The following is a 14,781-nucleotide window of genomic DNA, read 5'->3' as shown; positions in this document are numbered from 1 at the left end:
CGTTCGACCACCGCGCACCAAAGCACTTACTCCGGCGCGTTGCCCTTGAAGCCGCGGGCCAGCAGGTAAGTCTCGGCGGAATCGGCGCGGCTCGCCTTGGGCTTGGCGTGGATGGTGGTGGTGAAGTGCTGCTTCAGCAAGTGCAACAGCTCGTGCTCGGTGCCGCCCTGGAACACCTTGGCGACAAAGGTCCCGCCCGGCGCCAGGACCTTGACCGCGAAATCGGCGGCGAGTTCGACCAGTTGCATGATCCGGATGTGGTCGGTGGCGCGGTGCCCGGTGGTCGGCGCCGCCATGTCCGACATCACGATATCGGCCTTGTGCCCACCCAGCGCATCGATCAGCGCCTGGGGAGCGTCCTCGTCGTTAAAATCCTTCTGCAGGAGGATGACGCCTTCGATCGCATCCATCTCGAGGTAGTCGATCCCGACGATCAGCGGCTTATCCGCTGTGGTGCCGACGATGGGCGCCGCCACCAGCGACCAGCCACCGGGGGCCGCGCCGAGATCGACCACGCGCATGCCCTTTTTGAACAAGTGGTAGCGCTCGTCGAGTTCCTTGATCTTGTAGGCGGCACGCGAGCGCAGTCCCTCGGTCCGGGCCTTGGCGACATAGGGGTCGTTGAGCTGGCGCTGCAGCCAGATCGTCGAGCCAATCTTCCGGCCCTTGGCGGTCTTTACGTGAACCTTGAGGCCCGTCGCCGATTTGCGTCCGGCCCCCTGCCCTGTTCCCTTGGCCATCAGCGACTCCTGCGACTATTGGCGCGATCAGCCCGGTCGGCGTCGATCAGCGAGATGAGAATACCTTCGCGCAGACCGCGATCGGCGACGCGCACGCGTTCGGTCGGCCATTCGCGGCGGATCGCCTCGAAGATGGCGCAGCCGGGCAGCACCAGATCGGCGCGGTCCTTGCCGATGCAGGGATGGGCGACGCGGCGGTCAAAGCTCATGCCGAGCAGCGCCGTCATGGTGGCATCGACATCGGCGCGAGTCATCCACAGGCCGTCGACCTTCTGGCGCTCGTAGCGCTCGAGGCCGAGATGCAGCCCGGCCAGCGTGGTGACAGTGCCGGAAGTGCCGATCAGGTGCACCGGGTGCTCGGCGATCATCTGGCGCAGCTTTTCGCGGCCACGAAACTGGCGGAGCTGGCCGGCGACGAACGCCACCATGTCCTCAAACGTCTCGGGGGTGACGTTCACGCCGCCGAATTTTTCCGCGATCGAGACGACCCCAACCGGCAGCGACTGCCAGGAGCGGATGGACGACGACATGCGGCCCTGGCGGCGCGGGCGGCCGCCGCGGAAATCGAGCCAGGCGAGTTCGGACGACCCACCGCCGATATCGAACATCAGGGCGCCCGACGATTCTTCCTCGATCAGGTCGGCGCAACCGGTGACCGCGAGCGAGGCCTCGGTCTGCCGGTCGACGATCTCGAGCACGAGGCCGAGCTCGCGTTCGACCCGGGCGATGAACTCGGCGCCGTTCGAGGCCGAGCGGCACGCCTCGGTGGCAATGAGGCGCATGCGGGTCGGTTCGTGCTCGCGCAGCTTGTTACGGCAGAGCCGCAGCGCCTCCATCGTCCGCTCCATGGCGGCGTCGGACAGCTTTCCGGTGGTCGACAGGCCCTCGCCGAGGCGCACGATGCGGGTAAAACCGTCCAGCACGCGAAAGCTGTTCTCGTGCGGGCGGGCGATCAGGAGGCGGCAATTGTTGGTGCCAAGATCGAGCGCCGCGTAGAGCGGCCCTCGCGACCGGCGCGAAGAGGGATTCCCTGCGGGGTGCGTCCGCCGCTCCGCTCCGCCAGGCCCAGGTTGCCCCCCAGGATTCGCGGTGGTCTGGGCGGGGCTACGGCCCTGCCCGTCACGGTGCCGCTCCAGGCTCTCGGCCCCGGCTGCGGCGGCGGACCGATCTTGATCGGTCAACCTTGCTCCATTTCCCCGCGCAGTCGCCGGCATCCGGCCGAAGCCGTGGGCGCCCGACACGGGCATATCTCAGTGTCGCCGATGAGGGTAGAGGATGATACCCGCCAACGCAACGCCCTGAATCTGCCGCAAACTTGAACGGCGGCGGGCCGGATCGCAAAGGCTGAAGAATGCCGAAAAGGGGTGTTGATCAGACGATCGATTGCCGCTAGAAGGCGCACCGAATGCTGACGGTTCCGCCGGACAGCATCCAGGCTCAGCGCTTGGGGAATAGTTCAATGGTAGAACTGCGGACTCTGACTCCGTCAATCTTGGTTCGAATCCAGGTTCCCCAGCCAGCCCTCTCCTTCTGATACTGCCGATGTTTCGACTGCTGTGCGCCTAGAGCCTGCAGCGCTTCAGCCTCCCGTCATTGCCGACATAGCTGTCGGTGGAGGCGCTGTAGGTGACGAAGCGGGCGGTGCAGCGGGTCCGGTGGGTGGAGTAGGCTCTGACATCGCCGCGTTCCATGGCGTCGATCAGGCTGAATCAATCGGGGTGGAGTAGCCTCGCCGGCGCGGGAACGAGGTGTTGAGCGCGTTGATGGCCGCGGCCGCCGGATCGAAGTTCCGGTTATTGGGGCTGGCAGCCAGCCGTAGTTGTGGTCGTTGTTCCAGTACTGGGCGGTGGCCGGGGTGCCGCGCGACAGGCCGGCGACGAGAGTGGCAACGAAGGGCCAGGCGAATTCTCGCATCAAGCGTCTCCTCACGCGTGGCGCTCCGGGAAAGCGCTGGGTGCGTGAGGCGTCCGGATCGGGTCAGCATGGCAGCCCCGGGTTGCCGAAACCCTGTAAGCCTCTGGACGATTAGCATGTAATTGGCGCGGGGCCGCGTGGCGGGCGGCCGTTTCCTGTAATTGTGCTGACACGGCAGCTCAGCCGGAGATCAGGGCGCCAGTGGTACCAGAGGGCCGCCCGCAGGAACGGGCATCCCTTTGCAGATGAGGCCACGCTCATGAAATCACTGTCGAAATTCGCCCTGGTCGGGCTGCTCGCCCTGTCGCCGCTGGTTGCCGCCAACCTGAGCGGCGCAGTCGCCGCCGGCCGCCCCGAAAGCCCCGGCAACTCGGAATCGGCGCATGAAAACGCCGGCAGCGAGAACAGCAATAGCAATGGCAACGGCAGCGTTGCCTCCAAGGCCGGCGGCGGCAATGCGGCGCATGCCTCCGAGCAAGGACTGGCGCATGCCAGCGACAAATCGATGGTCGGCAAGGTTCGTGCCTATGCGGCCCTCGACGCCGCGGTGGAGTCGGGCGAGTTGCAGCAGGCCGTGACCGACGCGCAGACTGACTTCGACGACGCCTATCCGGACTTCGACGACCTTACTGAGGAAGAGCAGGCCGAAGCGCTGGATAGCCCAGAGGGGCGGGCGCTGGCAGCCGCCCAGGCGGCGCTGGACGAGGCGGTCGGCGACCGGGATGCGGCGCTGGCGGCAATCACCAAGTCCGACGATCCGGCGGTCAAAGCGTATATCGACGCGCTGCTCGCCGACTGATTGACGATCCGCGATGGGCCGGCTTGTCCGGCCTGTCGCCCCTGGCCCCGACGGCGGTCTCCCGGCGCGCAACGCGGGGCGCTGTTGTTGGCCGCTCAGACCCGCATCGCCGGGCTGACTCAGCTCTCCAGAGCGTGCGCTTCGGCAAGGCCGAACCTGCCCTGGCCCGGGCGCAAAGATCCTCGCCTCTTTCCTCACCGCACCCATACGCTTCCACAGCTCCGGCATGGCTCTTGACCAATGTTGTTATAACGTCATAACTCTATGACGTCAGGCGGGCATAGAGCTCACTGGCGCCACAGGGAGAATTCAAACATGCAGCTGTTCCAGGCTTTCACGCGCTCCGCGGGGGCGGTCGCGGTCCTGCTTTCGAGCACCGCACTGGTCCAGGCCGCGGATGTGTCGTTCCTCACCCATTGGGCACCGGATACGGTGGCCAAGCTGGAGGCGGCCGCCGCGACCTACACGCAGGCGCACCCCGATACCAAAATCACCGTCCGCGCCGTGCCGTTCGGCGACCTCTTGACGACGCTCCGCACTTCGGGCGGCGGCGCCGGCGGGGCGACCATTGCCGGCATCTATGATGCCTGGCTGCCGGATCTCGCCAAGGACCAGCTGGTCGCAGCGGTGCCGGACGCTATCGCCGCCGACACCAAGGCCAACTGGCCGGCCGGCGTGATCGGGGCGGCTTCTATCGGCGGCACGCTCTACGGCATCCCGAACGAGATCGACGTCTATGCGCTCAACTACAACAAGAAGCTGTTCGAAGCTGCCGGGATCACCGAGGCGCCCAAGACCTGGGACGAGTTCCTCGCCGCAGCCGAGAAGCTGACCGACAAATCCAAGGGCCAGCAAGGCTTCGGGCTGATCAACTCGTGGGCGGCGGGCGTCCTCCACCCGTTCTCGTCGCTCTTGGTTTCGAACGGCGGCGACCTGGTGGTCGACGGCAAGCCGGTGCTCGACAGCGAGGCGGCCAAGCAGACCTTCGAGCTTTACGAGAAGCTGATCAAATCGGGCTACTCGGACCCGGCGATGGCCACGGCCGACGCCAACACCACCGGACCGTTCCTCGACAGTTTCGTGTCCGGCAAGACCGGCATGATCATCATGGCGAACTGGTGGGAATCGGCGCTGAAGGCCGGCATGGGCGACAACTTCGCCGATATCGCCACGGCCCCGATCCCGGTCGGACCGTCGGGCGATACCGCCCGCTCGATCTCCTACTCGTGGATGACCGTGGTCAATGCCAAGGCTTCGGCCGAGGAGCAGGCTGCGGCCTGGGATTTCCTCAACTGGCTCAACGGGCCGGACTCGGGTCCGACCGGCGCCTCGGCGATGGGCGATATCCTGATGTCGATGGGCATCCTGCCGTCGCGTACCTCTGACGGCACGGCGTTCGCCGAGCGGCTGTCGAGCGATCCGTTCCTCGCCGGCTATACCGGCACGCTGGCCAATGCCAAGCCGTTCCCGGTGGTGCTGGGCGGGCAGGAGTTCTCGGAATCGCTGCAGAAGACGCTGGAAGCCATGCAGTTCGGCCAGCTCTCGGCCGCCGATGCGCAGGCGACGGCCCAGGCCGACGCGACCGAGATCCTCGAGCGTAACGCTAAGTAACGCCCTGGGGTGGCAACGCGCGTCGGAGCGTGTTGCCACCCCCACCCTCATTCCATCCCCACAAGGGACGCGGTAGCGCCCTGAGGGGGAGGGAGGCGCAAGAACTGCCGAGCTCGTGCCTTGCCATCAGTCGTCTCCCTCCCCCTTGTGGGGAGGGATCAAGGGTGGGGGCGGCCACAACCACCGCCACTTCGAGTAGAACCAAAAACCGTATGACCAACACTCAGCACCGATCAGCGGTCTTCATGCTGGCGCCCGCGACCGGGTTGCTGGCAGTTTTCATCATCATCCCGATGCTGCTGACGATCTGGCTCAGCTTTCAGAACTGGTCGACGCAGACCGGGTTCGAGACGGCGACGTTCGTCGGCGTACAGAACTTCATCGATATCTTCGCCAGCAACTCGGTGGGCCGCGATTTCAAGGCGGCGCTGGTCAACACCGCGCTCTACACCGTGGGCTCGGTGGCGATCATCCTGCCGCTGTCGGTGCTGCTGGGGCTGCTGGTGCACCAGAAGATCGCGCCAGGCGGGGTGTTCCTCCGCACCGTGCTGTTCTCGACCTACATGGTGCCGATGATCGCGGTAGCGCTGGTGTTCTCAAAGCTCTACTCGCCGACCGAGGGGCCTCTGAACCAGATCCTCGGCTGGGTCGGTATCCCGCCGCAGACCTGGCTGAGTGCGCCGCAGACGGCGCTGTTCGCGATCGTCATCCTCAATGTCTGGCAGCAGGTGGGCTACTTCACCGTACTGGCGGTCGCAGGGCTGACGCAGATCCCGGATTCGCTCTACGAGGCGGCCAAGATCGACGGCGCCAACCCGATCCAGCGCTTCTTCTCGATCACCCTGCCACTGCTCGGAAATACGCTGCTGTTCTCGTCGGTGATCGCCATCATCAACGCGGTGCAGGTGTTCGAGCCGGTGGCGCTGATCACCCAGGGCGGGCCAGTGAATGCCACCAACGTCCTCACCTATCACATCCGCCGCGTCGGCATCGAAAGGGCGCAGGGCGGGCTCGGCTCGGCCATGGCGGTGACGCTGATGCTGGCGCTGGTCGTGGCGATCGCGCTGCTGTTCGCCTTCGCCCGTTCGCGGGAGACGAAATCCGCATGACCACCGCAATTGCAGACCGCCGCCGGCTCGAGGGCCCGCGCTTCAAGGCGACGCCGGCCAGCGCAGTGCTGGTGCTGGTGATCATCGTCGTGGCAGTGATCGCAGCGTTTCCATTAGCCTGGATGATCCTCACCAGCCTGAAGACGCCGCAGGAGACGATGCAGGTGCCGCCGGTATGGCTGCCCGGCGCGCCCAACCTCGACGCCTATACGCAGGTGGCCGAAGTGGTGAGCCTCGGGCGCTCATTCCTCAACTCGGCGGTGATCGCGGTGGTGACCACGACCGCCATCATCGTCACCAGCCTGATGGCCGGATACGCCTTCGCCAAGTACGAGTTCCGCTACAAGGAAGCACTGTTCGCGCTGCTGATCGCGACGATGTTCCTGCCGCCGATCGTGACGCTGATCCCGCTCTATCGGATCACCGGCTATCTCGGGCTCAACGCCAGCCTCGCCGGGGTGATCGTCCCCAACCTCGCCAATGCCTTCGGCATTTTCCTGATGCGGCAATTCATCAAGGGCGTGCCCGATGAGTTGATCGAGGCGGCGCGGGTCGACGGCGCGTCGGAGCTGCGGGTGCTGTTCCAGATCGTCACCCCAGCGGTGATGCCGGCTATCGCAGCGCTGGTGCTGTTCGCCTTCGTCTACCACTGGAACAGCTATCTCTGGCCACTGACGGTGCTGCAGGGGAGTGCCGACCAGTACCCGATCGTCATCTCGCTCTCGCGGCTGCTGAGCTACAACCGCGGCGCCATGAATACCGGCCTGGTGATGGCCGGAGCCACACTCGCGGTGCTGCCGCCGGTGCTGCTGTTCGTGATCCTGCAGCGCTTTTTCGTCGATTCCGTCGTCAGTTCGGGGGTGAAGGGCTGAGCGGCCGGCAGTGGATATAACGAAATGACGTTATAACCTCTTTACCTGCTCCAGCATTGCTGCTTAGCTTTCCGGGTCGGTTTGCGTTCCGCCGATCTCACCCAATGAGTCCAGGGAGCTCTTTGATAGATGCCGTTGTCTCGCAGACTATTCGCCATCGGGTTGGCGCTCGCCGCCAGCACCCCGTTCATGTCCTTTGCCGCCGCCGAGGAAACCGTCAAGCTGTGGAGCTGGCGCACCGAGGACCAGGCTGCCATGGGCCGCATTTTCGCGGCCTTCGAGGCGGCCAACCCCGATATCAAGGTGGACCTGCAGTTCACGCCCGATGCCGACTACCAGAACCGGCTGGCCACGGCGCTGCGCGGCGGCAAGGGCCCCGACATCGCCCAGCTCAAGGCCTATGGCGAGCTGCAGCCGCTGGTCGAGGCCGGCTATCTCGAGCCGCTGAATGACAGCGTGCCGGCTATTGCCGAGATGCCTGAGACCGCCACCGGTGGCGTGATCAGTGTTGCCGACGGCAAGTTCTACGGCGTGCCGTACTCGGTGCCGGTGCTTGGCGTGTTCTACAACACCGCCCTGTTCGAGGCGAATGGCATTGCGGTACCGACCACTTACGCCGAGTTCCTCGCAGCCTGCGAGAAGCTGAAGGCCGCCGGTGTCACGCCGATCGCCAGTGGCGGGGCGCAGGGCTCGGCCTGGGCGCTCGAGATTGGCGTCGGCATGATCGGCCCGACCATTTACGGCGCCGACTTCTACGGCGAGATGATGTCGGGCAAGGCGAGCTTCGAGGACCCGCGCTTCATCGCCACGCTGAAGCGCTTCGCCGAGCTGAAGCCCTACTATTCGGATGGTTTTGCCGGCATCGACTACACCACCTCGACGCAGCAGTTCATCAACGGCCAGGCCGCGATGTTCTTCGGCGGTTCATGGGAGAATGGCAGCTTCAAGGCGCAGAACCCGGACCTGAAGTTCTCGGTATTCGCGTTCCCCGCTGATGCCGCCACCGACAAGCCGCTGGTCGCGGCCTTCTCGGATGGCTCGTACGGGTTGGTGGCCGACAGCGAGAAGAAGGAAGCGGCGACCAAGGTGCTGAACTTCATCGCTTCGCCCGAGTTTGCGCAGCTGTTCGCCGACGAGCTTGGCTGGCCGGCGGCCCGTCCCGATGTGACCTCGGAAGATCCGGTGCTCAAGGCGATGATCGCGATGCAGGGCAATACCACGCCCTATCTCAGCCTCGTCGGCTACCGCTGGCAAACCCCGACGGCCTCGTCGGTGATCCAGGCCGAAGTGATCGACATGGTCGAGGGCAACATCACGCCCGAAAAGCTCGCCGCCGACGTCAATGCGGCGGTCAGCACCTGGTTCAAGCCCAAGCCGTAACGACAGCTAGGTTTGTCGGCGGCCCGCCCAGGCGGGCCGCCCTCCCCTCCTCCGGACCCCCCGCACGATGAGCGACGCCGCCAACCGCACCGAACCCGCCAGGCTGTCACGGCACCTTGCCGCGCTCGGCTTCGTGCTGCCGGCGCTGCTGATCTACGGGCTGTTCGTGCTCTACCCGCTGCTGACCTCGCTGTGGGGCAGCCTGTTCGAGTGGCGCGGGCTGCGCCAGCTCGATTTCTCGGGGTTCGACAACTACCTGCGGCTGTTCACTTTTCCAAATTCGGAGAAGCTGTTCGGGGCGCTCTGGCACAACGTGGCCTGGTTCTTCGGCATCATGCTGTTCCAGAACGGCTTTGGGCTGATCCTCGCCTACCTGCTGTTCTGGTCGCGGAAAGGCGCGAGCTTTTTCCAATCGGTGTTCTTTTTTCCCGCGGTTTTGAGCCCGGTGATCGTCGGCGCGCTGTGGCGGCTGCTGCTGGCGCCGAACGGCGTGGTCGAATGGATGCTCAACGGGCTTGGCCTGCATGAGGGCCGGTTGACGGTACTGGGCGATTCCGGCTGGGCGCTGTGGGTGCTGATCGCCATCGATGCGTGGAACTGGATGGGCCTGCCGGTGCTGATCTTCACCGCCGGGCTGCGCCAGATCTCCTACGAGGTGTTCGAGGCCGCCAAGCTCGACGGCGCCGGTTCCACCCGCATGCTGACCACGGTGGCGCTGCCGCTGCTGGTGCCATCGATCTCCTCGGTGACGACGCTGAGCTTCATCAACACCTTCAACCAGTTCGACATCGTCTATGTGATGCAGGGTGTGCAGGGGAACCCGAACTTCTCGACCGACACGCTCGTCACCTATTTCTACCGCCTGGCGTTCGGCGCCGAGGGCGCGGTGGGCATTACCGATATCGGGCTGGCGCTGGCGCTCGGCACCATGCTGTTCCTGCTGCTGAGCGTCGGCACGCTGCTGCTGCTGCGCGCCTTCGACCGCGCGACGGTGCAGCCATGACGCCCGCAGGTTTCCTCTCCCGCCTGCCGCGCTGGTTGGTGCTGCTCGGCTGGACCGTCGTGGTACTGCTGCCGCTCTATGCGCTGGTAGTGTCGTGTTTCAAAACCACGCAGCAGATCTATGCCGATCCGCTGGGGCTGCCGCAGAACCTCAGCTTCGACAATTTCATCAACGCCTGGCAGCGCGCCGACCTCGGCCGCAACCTGATCAACAGCCTCATCGTCACCGGCGGCGCGGTGATCGTCACCATCGTCGTTGCGGCGATGGCGGCCTATCCGCTGAGCCGCTACGGCCTCAAATGGGGCGTCTGGATGTTGGCGCTGTTTCTTGCCGGCATCATGCTGCCGATCCGCCTCGCCTCGGTGGAGTTGTTCACGCTGATGCGCGACCTCGAGCTGCTGGACAGCCACCTCGGGCTGATCTCGGTCTATGTCGCGATCCGCATTCCGTTCGCCATCTTCATCTTCGCCAACTTCATGCGGGTGCTGCCGCGCGAGCTGGAGGAGGCAGCGCGGCTGGATGGAGCGGGCGAGTTGCGCATCCTGTTCAGCATCATCCTGCCGGTGGTGGCGCCGGCGGTGTCGATCGTCGCCATCTTCACCACCATCGCGGTGTGGAACGACTTCTTCTTCCCGCTGATCTTCATCTTCGACAACAACCTCAAGACGGTGCCGCTGGCGATCACCGGTTTCGTCGGGCAGTTCCGCACCGACTGGGGCATGGTGTTTGCCTCATTGGGCATCTCGCTTGCCCCGGTGCTGGCGATGTATCTGCTGTTGGCGCGCCAGATCCGCGAAGGCGCCGCAGCGTCGGGAGCCGTGAAATGATCGAAGCCCAGGTCTACGCCAGTAAGCGCATTCTCGTGGTCGGGGCGCATGCCTTCGACGCCGAAGTGATTGCCGGGCCGCTTGCCTTCGTCGCAGCGGCGCGTGGAGCCGAGGTGACGTTCCTGCACCTGACTATGGGCGAGCAGGGCCACCGCTGCCTCGCGCCTCCACTCTATGCCGAGCAGAAGCGGAGTGAGGCAAGCGCGGCCGCCGAGCGGCTGGGCATAAGCTGGCGCAGCCTCGAGCTGCCGGACGGATTTCTGCCCAGCGACGACGCCACGGCGCTGGCGGTGTGTGATGTGCTGCGTGAGTTGAAGCCCGAGGTGGTGATCACCCACTGGCAGGGCAGCTGGCACAAGGACCACCGGGCAGCGAGCGAGCTGACCAAAACGGCAGTGTTCTACGCGGCGCTGCCGACGCTCGAGCGGGCGCTGCCGGTGCACTCCCCTGCCCTGCTGCTGTTCGGCGAGAACTGGGAGGACGACGAGGGGTTCGTGCCGACGCATCTCGTCGACGTCACCGAGGGTTTTGCACCGTGGCGCGAGGCGGCCGAGAAGTATGAGCTGGCGCGCGGGCTCAGCTCGTTCCCCTACATGGACTATTACGCTTCGCTGTACCGGCTGCGCGGCTGCATCCGCGGCACGACCTACGCGCAGGCATTCATGAGCACTTCGAACTCGTGGAATGCGGGCGCCGGGTTGTTTGCGCCGCCGGTGGGATCGGGGGCGCGATGACGGAGACGATCCTCGCCATCGATCTCGGCGGCACGCGGTTCCGCGCCGGCGTCGCCGATCTGGGCGATCCGGCAGCCGTGCGCGCCGTGGGCGAATGGGCGGCGCCGCAGACGCTGGCGTCGTTCATGGAGTTGTTGACGCAGCAGCTGAGCGTGCATCAGGCGACGCGGCTGGGCCTTGGCATTCCCGGGCTGGCGCAGGGGACAGTGTGCCGCTGGGTGCCCAACCTCAGCTATCTCGACGGGCTCGACCTCGCGGCGGAGCTGCCTGGTGTTTCGGTAGGGCTCGGCAATGATGCACAGTTCGCGCTGCTCGCCGAGGTTTCGGCCGGGTCGGCCAAGGGGCTGCAGGATGCGATCCTCCTTGCCATCGGCACCGGCATCGGCTCCTCCGTGCTGGCCGGCGGACGGATCGTCGCCGGCAATGGCGGCGCGGCCTGTTCGTTCGGCTGGGCCGTGGCTGACCTCCATGACCCCGGCGAGGACCGCAGCGGCTGGCTGGAGCGGCAGGCCTCGGGCCGGGCGCTCGATGCGGCGGCGCAATCGATCGGGTTGCCGGATGGCGCGACGCTGGTGCGCGCGGCGCGCGGGCGCGATGCCGTAGCGATCAATGCGTTGCGGCCGCCCATGCAGGCCCTCGGTACAGCACTGGCAGGCGCGGTTGCGCTGCTTGCGCCGGAGGCCATCATTTTCGCGGGGGGCGTCGCGGCATCGTTGGACGTTCTGAGGCCGCTGCTGCTGCCGGCGCTGCAGCGGCAACTGCCACCGCATCTGAGAGCAATCGATATCCGCCCCGGACAGTTCGGGCCGAAGGCGGGACTGGTGGGCGCGGCATTTGCCGGCGCCTATGGGCCGAACTGGAGGAATGGGCATGGATGAACCACAAGGTCTCATAAAGCCCGATCGGCGGCGGCCGGAGCCGCTGTGGCATCAGGCCGAAATGGCGCTGCGTGAGCTGGTCGAGCGCGGCGAATGGAGCTCGGGCATGCAGATCCCCAACGAGGATCGGCTCGGCGAGATGCTGGGGATTTCGCGCATCACGCTGCGCCATGCCCTGCGCAACCTCGAGGAAGCCGGGCTCTTACGGCGCGAACATGGGCGCGGCACGTTCGTGCGTTCGGCCACGGTCGTCGCCGGCGTGCGCGGGCTCACCAGCTTCACCGACGAGATGAAATCGCTGTCGCTGCAGGCCGGCACCCGGCTGATCGAAGCCAATCGCGTGCCGGCCGATGAAGAGATGGCCGATGCGCTGGAGATCGCGATCGGCGATCCCGTCGTGCAGCTCAAGCGCCTTCGGCTCGGCAACGGCATGCCGATCGGTATCCAGACCAGCCACCTGCCCGAGGCACGGGTGCCCGGGCTGCTGGAAGACGCGACCAACGTGCAGTCGCTCTATGGCTGGCTGAAGGAGCGCTGCGGCATCACCCCGGTGAAGGCCAAGGAAGTCTACCGCGTCGGCAGCGTCGCCGCCGCGGATTCCGAACTCCTTCAGCTTACGGCAGGGACGCCGGCCTTCGAGGTCGAGCGCATCGCCTATGACGCGAGGGGGCCGTTCGAATACGCCCTCTCCACCATGCGGGCGGACCGCTACGAGATCCGCTCCACCCTCTACGTGTAACGCTTTGTTCTGAAAGGCAAACTCATGTCTACCCTCTATATCAGCAAGCTCGTGAAGATCGCCGAGGCGGCGGCCGAAGCGAATGCCGACGCCTTCGACAAGGCCTCGTCCGCGGTTGCGGAAACCCTCGCCAACAAGGGCCTGGTGCATCTCTACGGCTCGGGTCACTCGGTGCTGCCGGTGCAGGAAACCTACCCGCGCTACGGCTCCTATGTCGGCTTCAACCCGCTGACCGACCCGCGCGTCATGTGGCACAACATCCTCGGCGCCGGTGGCGTGCGAGAGCTGCTGTGGCTCGAGCGTACGGAGAAATACGCCGAGAAGTTCCTCGACCATCAGCCGCTGAACGCCGGCGACACCATCGTGATCTTCGGCCATTCGGGCTCGAACGCCTCGGGCATCGATACGGCGATTTATGCCAAGGAGCGTGGGCTGACGGTGATCGCCATCACCGCGCAGTCCAATGCCGGCAAGCCCGCGACGCACTCCTCGGGCAAGCGTCTGCCGCATGCGGCCGACATCGTGATCGATACCGGCTCGCCGGTGGAAGATGCCATCGTCAACATCAAGGGCTGGTCGCGTCCGGTGGCCGGTTCCTCGACGGTGCTTGCCATGATGATGATGCACGAGCTGTTGGCCGAGAGCGCGCAGAAGCTCGCCGACCGCGGCATCGAGCTGCCGGTGTTTGCGTCGCCGACCATCCCCGGCGTGACGCTGCACGACACCGACATCATCTACGGCCAGTACCGCGAGCGCATGCTGGAAGCGCAGCAGAAGCACCTGCCGCAGTTCAAGAAGTCCATGGCCAAGGAAGGCTGACGGACGAGTCCCGGGCGGAAGCTGACCCTGACGCCCGGGACGTTTGTTTGTTTAGGGCCACCGGATGCCCGGTGATCCTCCCCCGCGTGGCGGGGGAGGGCGACCAGCGAAGCTGGTGGAGGGGGCGACCTCAACCACCGGCGTCTCCCGCCGCCCCCTCCACCGCCTCCGGCGGTCCCCCTCCCCCGTGGCACGGGGGAGGATCACCTCGACATCGAGCCCTCCATGTCTCAAATCACCGCATTCACCGGCGCCCGCATCTTCGATGGCGAGACGTGGCACGATGATGCCGCGCTCGTCGTCGCTGACGGCGTCGTGCAAACCATCGGCGATGCTCCCACTGGCGCCACGCGCGTGCCCCTCGATGGCGGGGTGCTGGCGCCCGGGCTGATCGACCTGCAGGTGAATGGCGGTGGCGGACACCTGGTCGGGCCGGGGACCACCGCAAACGACTTGGGCGTGGTCTGCGCCACGCACCGCGCGTTCGGGGTGACCGGGCTGCTGCCGACGCTGATCACCGACACGGGCGAAGTCACCGAGGCGGTGCTGGCGGCCGGGGCCGAGGCGGCGCGGCGGCAGGTGCCGGGTTTTCTTGGGCTGCATCTCGAAGGGCCGCATTTGTCGCTGGCTCGAAAGGGGGCGCATGATCCGGCGCTGATCCGGCCAATGGACGAGGCGGATCTGGTGCGGCTGGAACGGGCGCGCGGCGCCCTGCCCCACCTGCTGGTGACAGTCGCCGCCGAGACGGTAACGCCGGAGCAGATTGCCCGGTTGGTGCGCGCCGGCATCGTCGTCAGCATCGGGCATTCGGATGCTTCGTTCGAGGTGACTTCGAGGGCGATACGGGCCGGGGCGAGCATGGCGACGCATCTGTTCAACGCGATGAGCCAGATCGGCAACCGCGACCCCGGCGTGGTCGGCGCGACTTTGCACCACGGCAGCGTGTGGGGTGGGTTGATCGCCGACGGCATTCATGTGCACCCGGCGACGCTGCGGCTGGCGCTGCGGGCCAAGACCGGGCCGGGGCGGATCTTCCTCGTCTCGGATTCGATGTCGCAAGCGGGCACTGACTTGACGAGCTTCTCGCTCAACGGACGAACGATCTACCGCCAGGACGGCGCATTGCGGCTCGGTGACGGCACGCTCGCAGGGGCTGACCTGACGCTCGATGCGGCACTGCGGTACATGCACCTCAAGTTCGGGCTGGAGCTGGGTGAGTGCCTGAGGATGGCATCGCTCTATCCGGCGCAGGCGATTGGGGCGAAGGGATTGGGAACGCTTCAAGTTGGTAGCGCCGCCGATTTGGTCTGGTTCGATAAGGGGCTGAAGGTTCGAGCTCTGCCTGGGTAGGTCCTC

General features: G+C 66.0%; 15 protein-coding genes and 1 tRNA gene. 13 read left to right on the top strand and 3 right to left on the bottom strand.

Features of this window, described 5'->3' with window-relative positions:
* Nucleotides 1-26: 26 nt before the first annotated feature.
* The gene (locus ASC89_RS10680; RefSeq protein ID WP_055879430.1) at nucleotides 27-740 is read right to left on the bottom strand and encodes an RlmE family RNA methyltransferase; all 714 of its coding nucleotides are present in this window, start codon (nucleotides 738-740) and stop codon (nucleotides 27-29) included.
* Nucleotides 740-1,663, bottom strand: coding sequence for a Ppx/GppA phosphatase family protein (locus tag ASC89_RS10675; RefSeq protein ID WP_055879432.1), 924 nt, complete (start codon nucleotides 1,661-1,663; stop codon nucleotides 740-742). The genes ASC89_RS10680 and ASC89_RS10675 overlap by 1 nt, the downstream gene beginning before the upstream one ends.
* 522 nt (nucleotides 1,664-2,185) lie before the next feature.
* On the opposite strand from ASC89_RS10675, the gene ASC89_RS10670 reads away from it, so the two are divergent.
* A tRNA-Gln gene (locus ASC89_RS10670) sits at nucleotides 2,186-2,259 on the top strand.
* A 43-nt stretch (nucleotides 2,260-2,302) separates the two neighbouring features.
* Here the strand turns inward: ASC89_RS10670 and ASC89_RS28460 are convergent.
* On the bottom strand, nucleotides 2,303-2,431 hold the full coding sequence (locus ASC89_RS28460) for a BA14K family protein (protein ID WP_156384567.1): 129 nt from the start codon (nucleotides 2,429-2,431) through the stop codon (nucleotides 2,303-2,305).
* Nucleotides 2,432-2,913: 482 nt separating this feature from the next.
* On the opposite strand from ASC89_RS28460, the gene ASC89_RS10665 reads away from it, so the two are divergent.
* The 12 genes from ASC89_RS10665 to nagA all read left to right on the top strand — a co-directional run bounded on the left by ASC89_RS10665 (nucleotide 2,914) and on the right by nagA (nucleotide 14,775).
* Entirely contained in the window at nucleotides 2,914-3,453 is a 540-nt protein-coding gene (locus tag ASC89_RS10665) for a hypothetical protein (RefSeq protein WP_055997502.1), read from the top strand.
* A gap of 315 nt (nucleotides 3,454-3,768) precedes the next feature.
* Nucleotides 3,769-5,064, top strand: a complete 1,296-nt coding sequence (locus tag ASC89_RS10660) for an ABC transporter substrate-binding protein (RefSeq protein WP_055997499.1) — start codon at nucleotides 3,769-3,771, stop codon at nucleotides 5,062-5,064.
* A gap of 245 nt (nucleotides 5,065-5,309) precedes the next feature.
* Nucleotides 5,310-6,173, top strand: a complete 864-nt coding sequence (locus tag ASC89_RS10655; protein WP_244488436.1) for a carbohydrate ABC transporter permease — start codon at nucleotides 5,310-5,312, stop codon at nucleotides 6,171-6,173.
* Complete coding sequence (locus ASC89_RS10650; RefSeq protein ID WP_055997494.1) at nucleotides 6,170-7,045, top strand: carbohydrate ABC transporter permease; 876 nt, start codon at nucleotides 6,170-6,172, stop codon at nucleotides 7,043-7,045. Before ASC89_RS10655 ends, ASC89_RS10650 begins: the two co-directional genes overlap by 4 nt.
* Nucleotides 7,046-7,180: 135 nt before the next feature.
* Nucleotides 7,181-8,425, top strand: coding sequence for an extracellular solute-binding protein (locus tag ASC89_RS10645; RefSeq protein WP_244488435.1), 1,245 nt, complete (start codon nucleotides 7,181-7,183; stop codon nucleotides 8,423-8,425).
* A gap of 67 nt (nucleotides 8,426-8,492) precedes the next feature.
* On the top strand, nucleotides 8,493-9,428 hold the full coding sequence (locus tag ASC89_RS10640) for a carbohydrate ABC transporter permease (protein WP_055997488.1): 936 nt from the start codon (nucleotides 8,493-8,495) through the stop codon (nucleotides 9,426-9,428).
* Nucleotides 9,425-10,255, top strand: coding sequence for a carbohydrate ABC transporter permease (locus ASC89_RS10635; RefSeq protein ID WP_055997485.1), 831 nt, complete (start codon nucleotides 9,425-9,427; stop codon nucleotides 10,253-10,255). The genes ASC89_RS10640 and ASC89_RS10635 overlap by 4 nt, the downstream gene beginning before the upstream one ends.
* Nucleotides 10,252-10,989, top strand: a complete 738-nt coding sequence (locus ASC89_RS10630) for a PIG-L deacetylase family protein (RefSeq protein ID WP_055997483.1) — start codon at nucleotides 10,252-10,254, stop codon at nucleotides 10,987-10,989. Before ASC89_RS10635 ends, ASC89_RS10630 begins: the two co-directional genes overlap by 4 nt.
* Nucleotides 10,986-11,867 carry an ROK family protein gene (locus tag ASC89_RS10625; RefSeq protein WP_055997477.1) on the top strand — a complete coding sequence of 294 codons (882 nt, stop codon included), beginning with the start codon at nucleotides 10,986-10,988 and terminating at the stop codon, nucleotides 11,865-11,867. Before ASC89_RS10630 ends, ASC89_RS10625 begins: the two co-directional genes overlap by 4 nt.
* Entirely contained in the window at nucleotides 11,860-12,606 is a 747-nt protein-coding gene (locus tag ASC89_RS10620) for a GntR family transcriptional regulator (protein ID WP_055997474.1), read from the top strand. Before ASC89_RS10625 ends, ASC89_RS10620 begins: the two co-directional genes overlap by 8 nt.
* 24 nt (nucleotides 12,607-12,630) lie before the next feature.
* Nucleotides 12,631-13,425: a sugar isomerase domain-containing protein gene (locus ASC89_RS10615; protein WP_055997471.1), complete on the top strand. Its 795-nt coding sequence runs from the start codon at nucleotides 12,631-12,633 to the stop codon at nucleotides 13,423-13,425.
* 225 nt (nucleotides 13,426-13,650) lie between these two features.
* Nucleotides 13,651-14,775 carry an N-acetylglucosamine-6-phosphate deacetylase gene (nagA, locus tag ASC89_RS10610; RefSeq protein WP_055997468.1) on the top strand — a complete coding sequence of 375 codons (1,125 nt, stop codon included), beginning with the start codon at nucleotides 13,651-13,653 and terminating at the stop codon, nucleotides 14,773-14,775.
* The last annotated feature ends 6 nt before the right edge of the window (nucleotides 14,776-14,781 follow it).

This window comes from Devosia sp. Root413D1 (genome assembly GCF_001425235.1).
Taxonomy (GTDB): Bacteria; Pseudomonadota; Alphaproteobacteria; order Rhizobiales; family Devosiaceae; genus Devosia_A.
The sequence above is the reverse complement of the archived record's forward strand: the minus strand, read 5'-3'. Positions and strand labels throughout refer to the sequence as shown.

Coding starts and splice junctions, on each gene's coding strand:
- ASC89_RS10650 (WP_055997494.1), top strand. CDS start 6,170: ATGACCACCGCAATTGCAGACCGCCGCCGGCTCGAGGGCCCGCGCTTC.
- ASC89_RS10615 (WP_055997471.1), top strand. CDS start 12,631: ATGTCTACCCTCTATATCAGCAAGCTCGTGAAGATCGCCGAGGCGGCG.
- ASC89_RS10620 (WP_055997474.1), top strand. CDS start 11,860: ATGGATGAACCACAAGGTCTCATAAAGCCCGATCGGCGGCGGCCGGAG.
- ASC89_RS10630 (WP_055997483.1), top strand. CDS start 10,252: ATGATCGAAGCCCAGGTCTACGCCAGTAAGCGCATTCTCGTGGTCGGG.
- ASC89_RS10625 (WP_055997477.1), top strand. CDS start 10,986: ATGACGGAGACGATCCTCGCCATCGATCTCGGCGGCACGCGGTTCCGC.
- ASC89_RS10640 (WP_055997488.1), top strand. CDS start 8,493: ATGAGCGACGCCGCCAACCGCACCGAACCCGCCAGGCTGTCACGGCAC.
- ASC89_RS10635 (WP_055997485.1), top strand. CDS start 9,425: ATGACGCCCGCAGGTTTCCTCTCCCGCCTGCCGCGCTGGTTGGTGCTG.
- ASC89_RS10680 (WP_055879430.1), bottom strand. CDS start 740: ATGGCCAAGGGAACAGGGCAGGGGGCCGGACGCAAATCGGCGACGGGC.
- ASC89_RS10665 (WP_055997502.1), top strand. CDS start 2,914: ATGAAATCACTGTCGAAATTCGCCCTGGTCGGGCTGCTCGCCCTGTCG.
- ASC89_RS10660 (WP_055997499.1), top strand. CDS start 3,769: ATGCAGCTGTTCCAGGCTTTCACGCGCTCCGCGGGGGCGGTCGCGGTC.
- ASC89_RS28460 (WP_156384567.1), bottom strand. CDS start 2,431: ATGGAACGCGGCGATGTCAGAGCCTACTCCACCCACCGGACCCGCTGC.
- nagA (WP_055997468.1), top strand. CDS start 13,651: ATGTCTCAAATCACCGCATTCACCGGCGCCCGCATCTTCGATGGCGAG.
- ASC89_RS10655 (WP_244488436.1), top strand. CDS start 5,310: ATGCTGGCGCCCGCGACCGGGTTGCTGGCAGTTTTCATCATCATCCCG.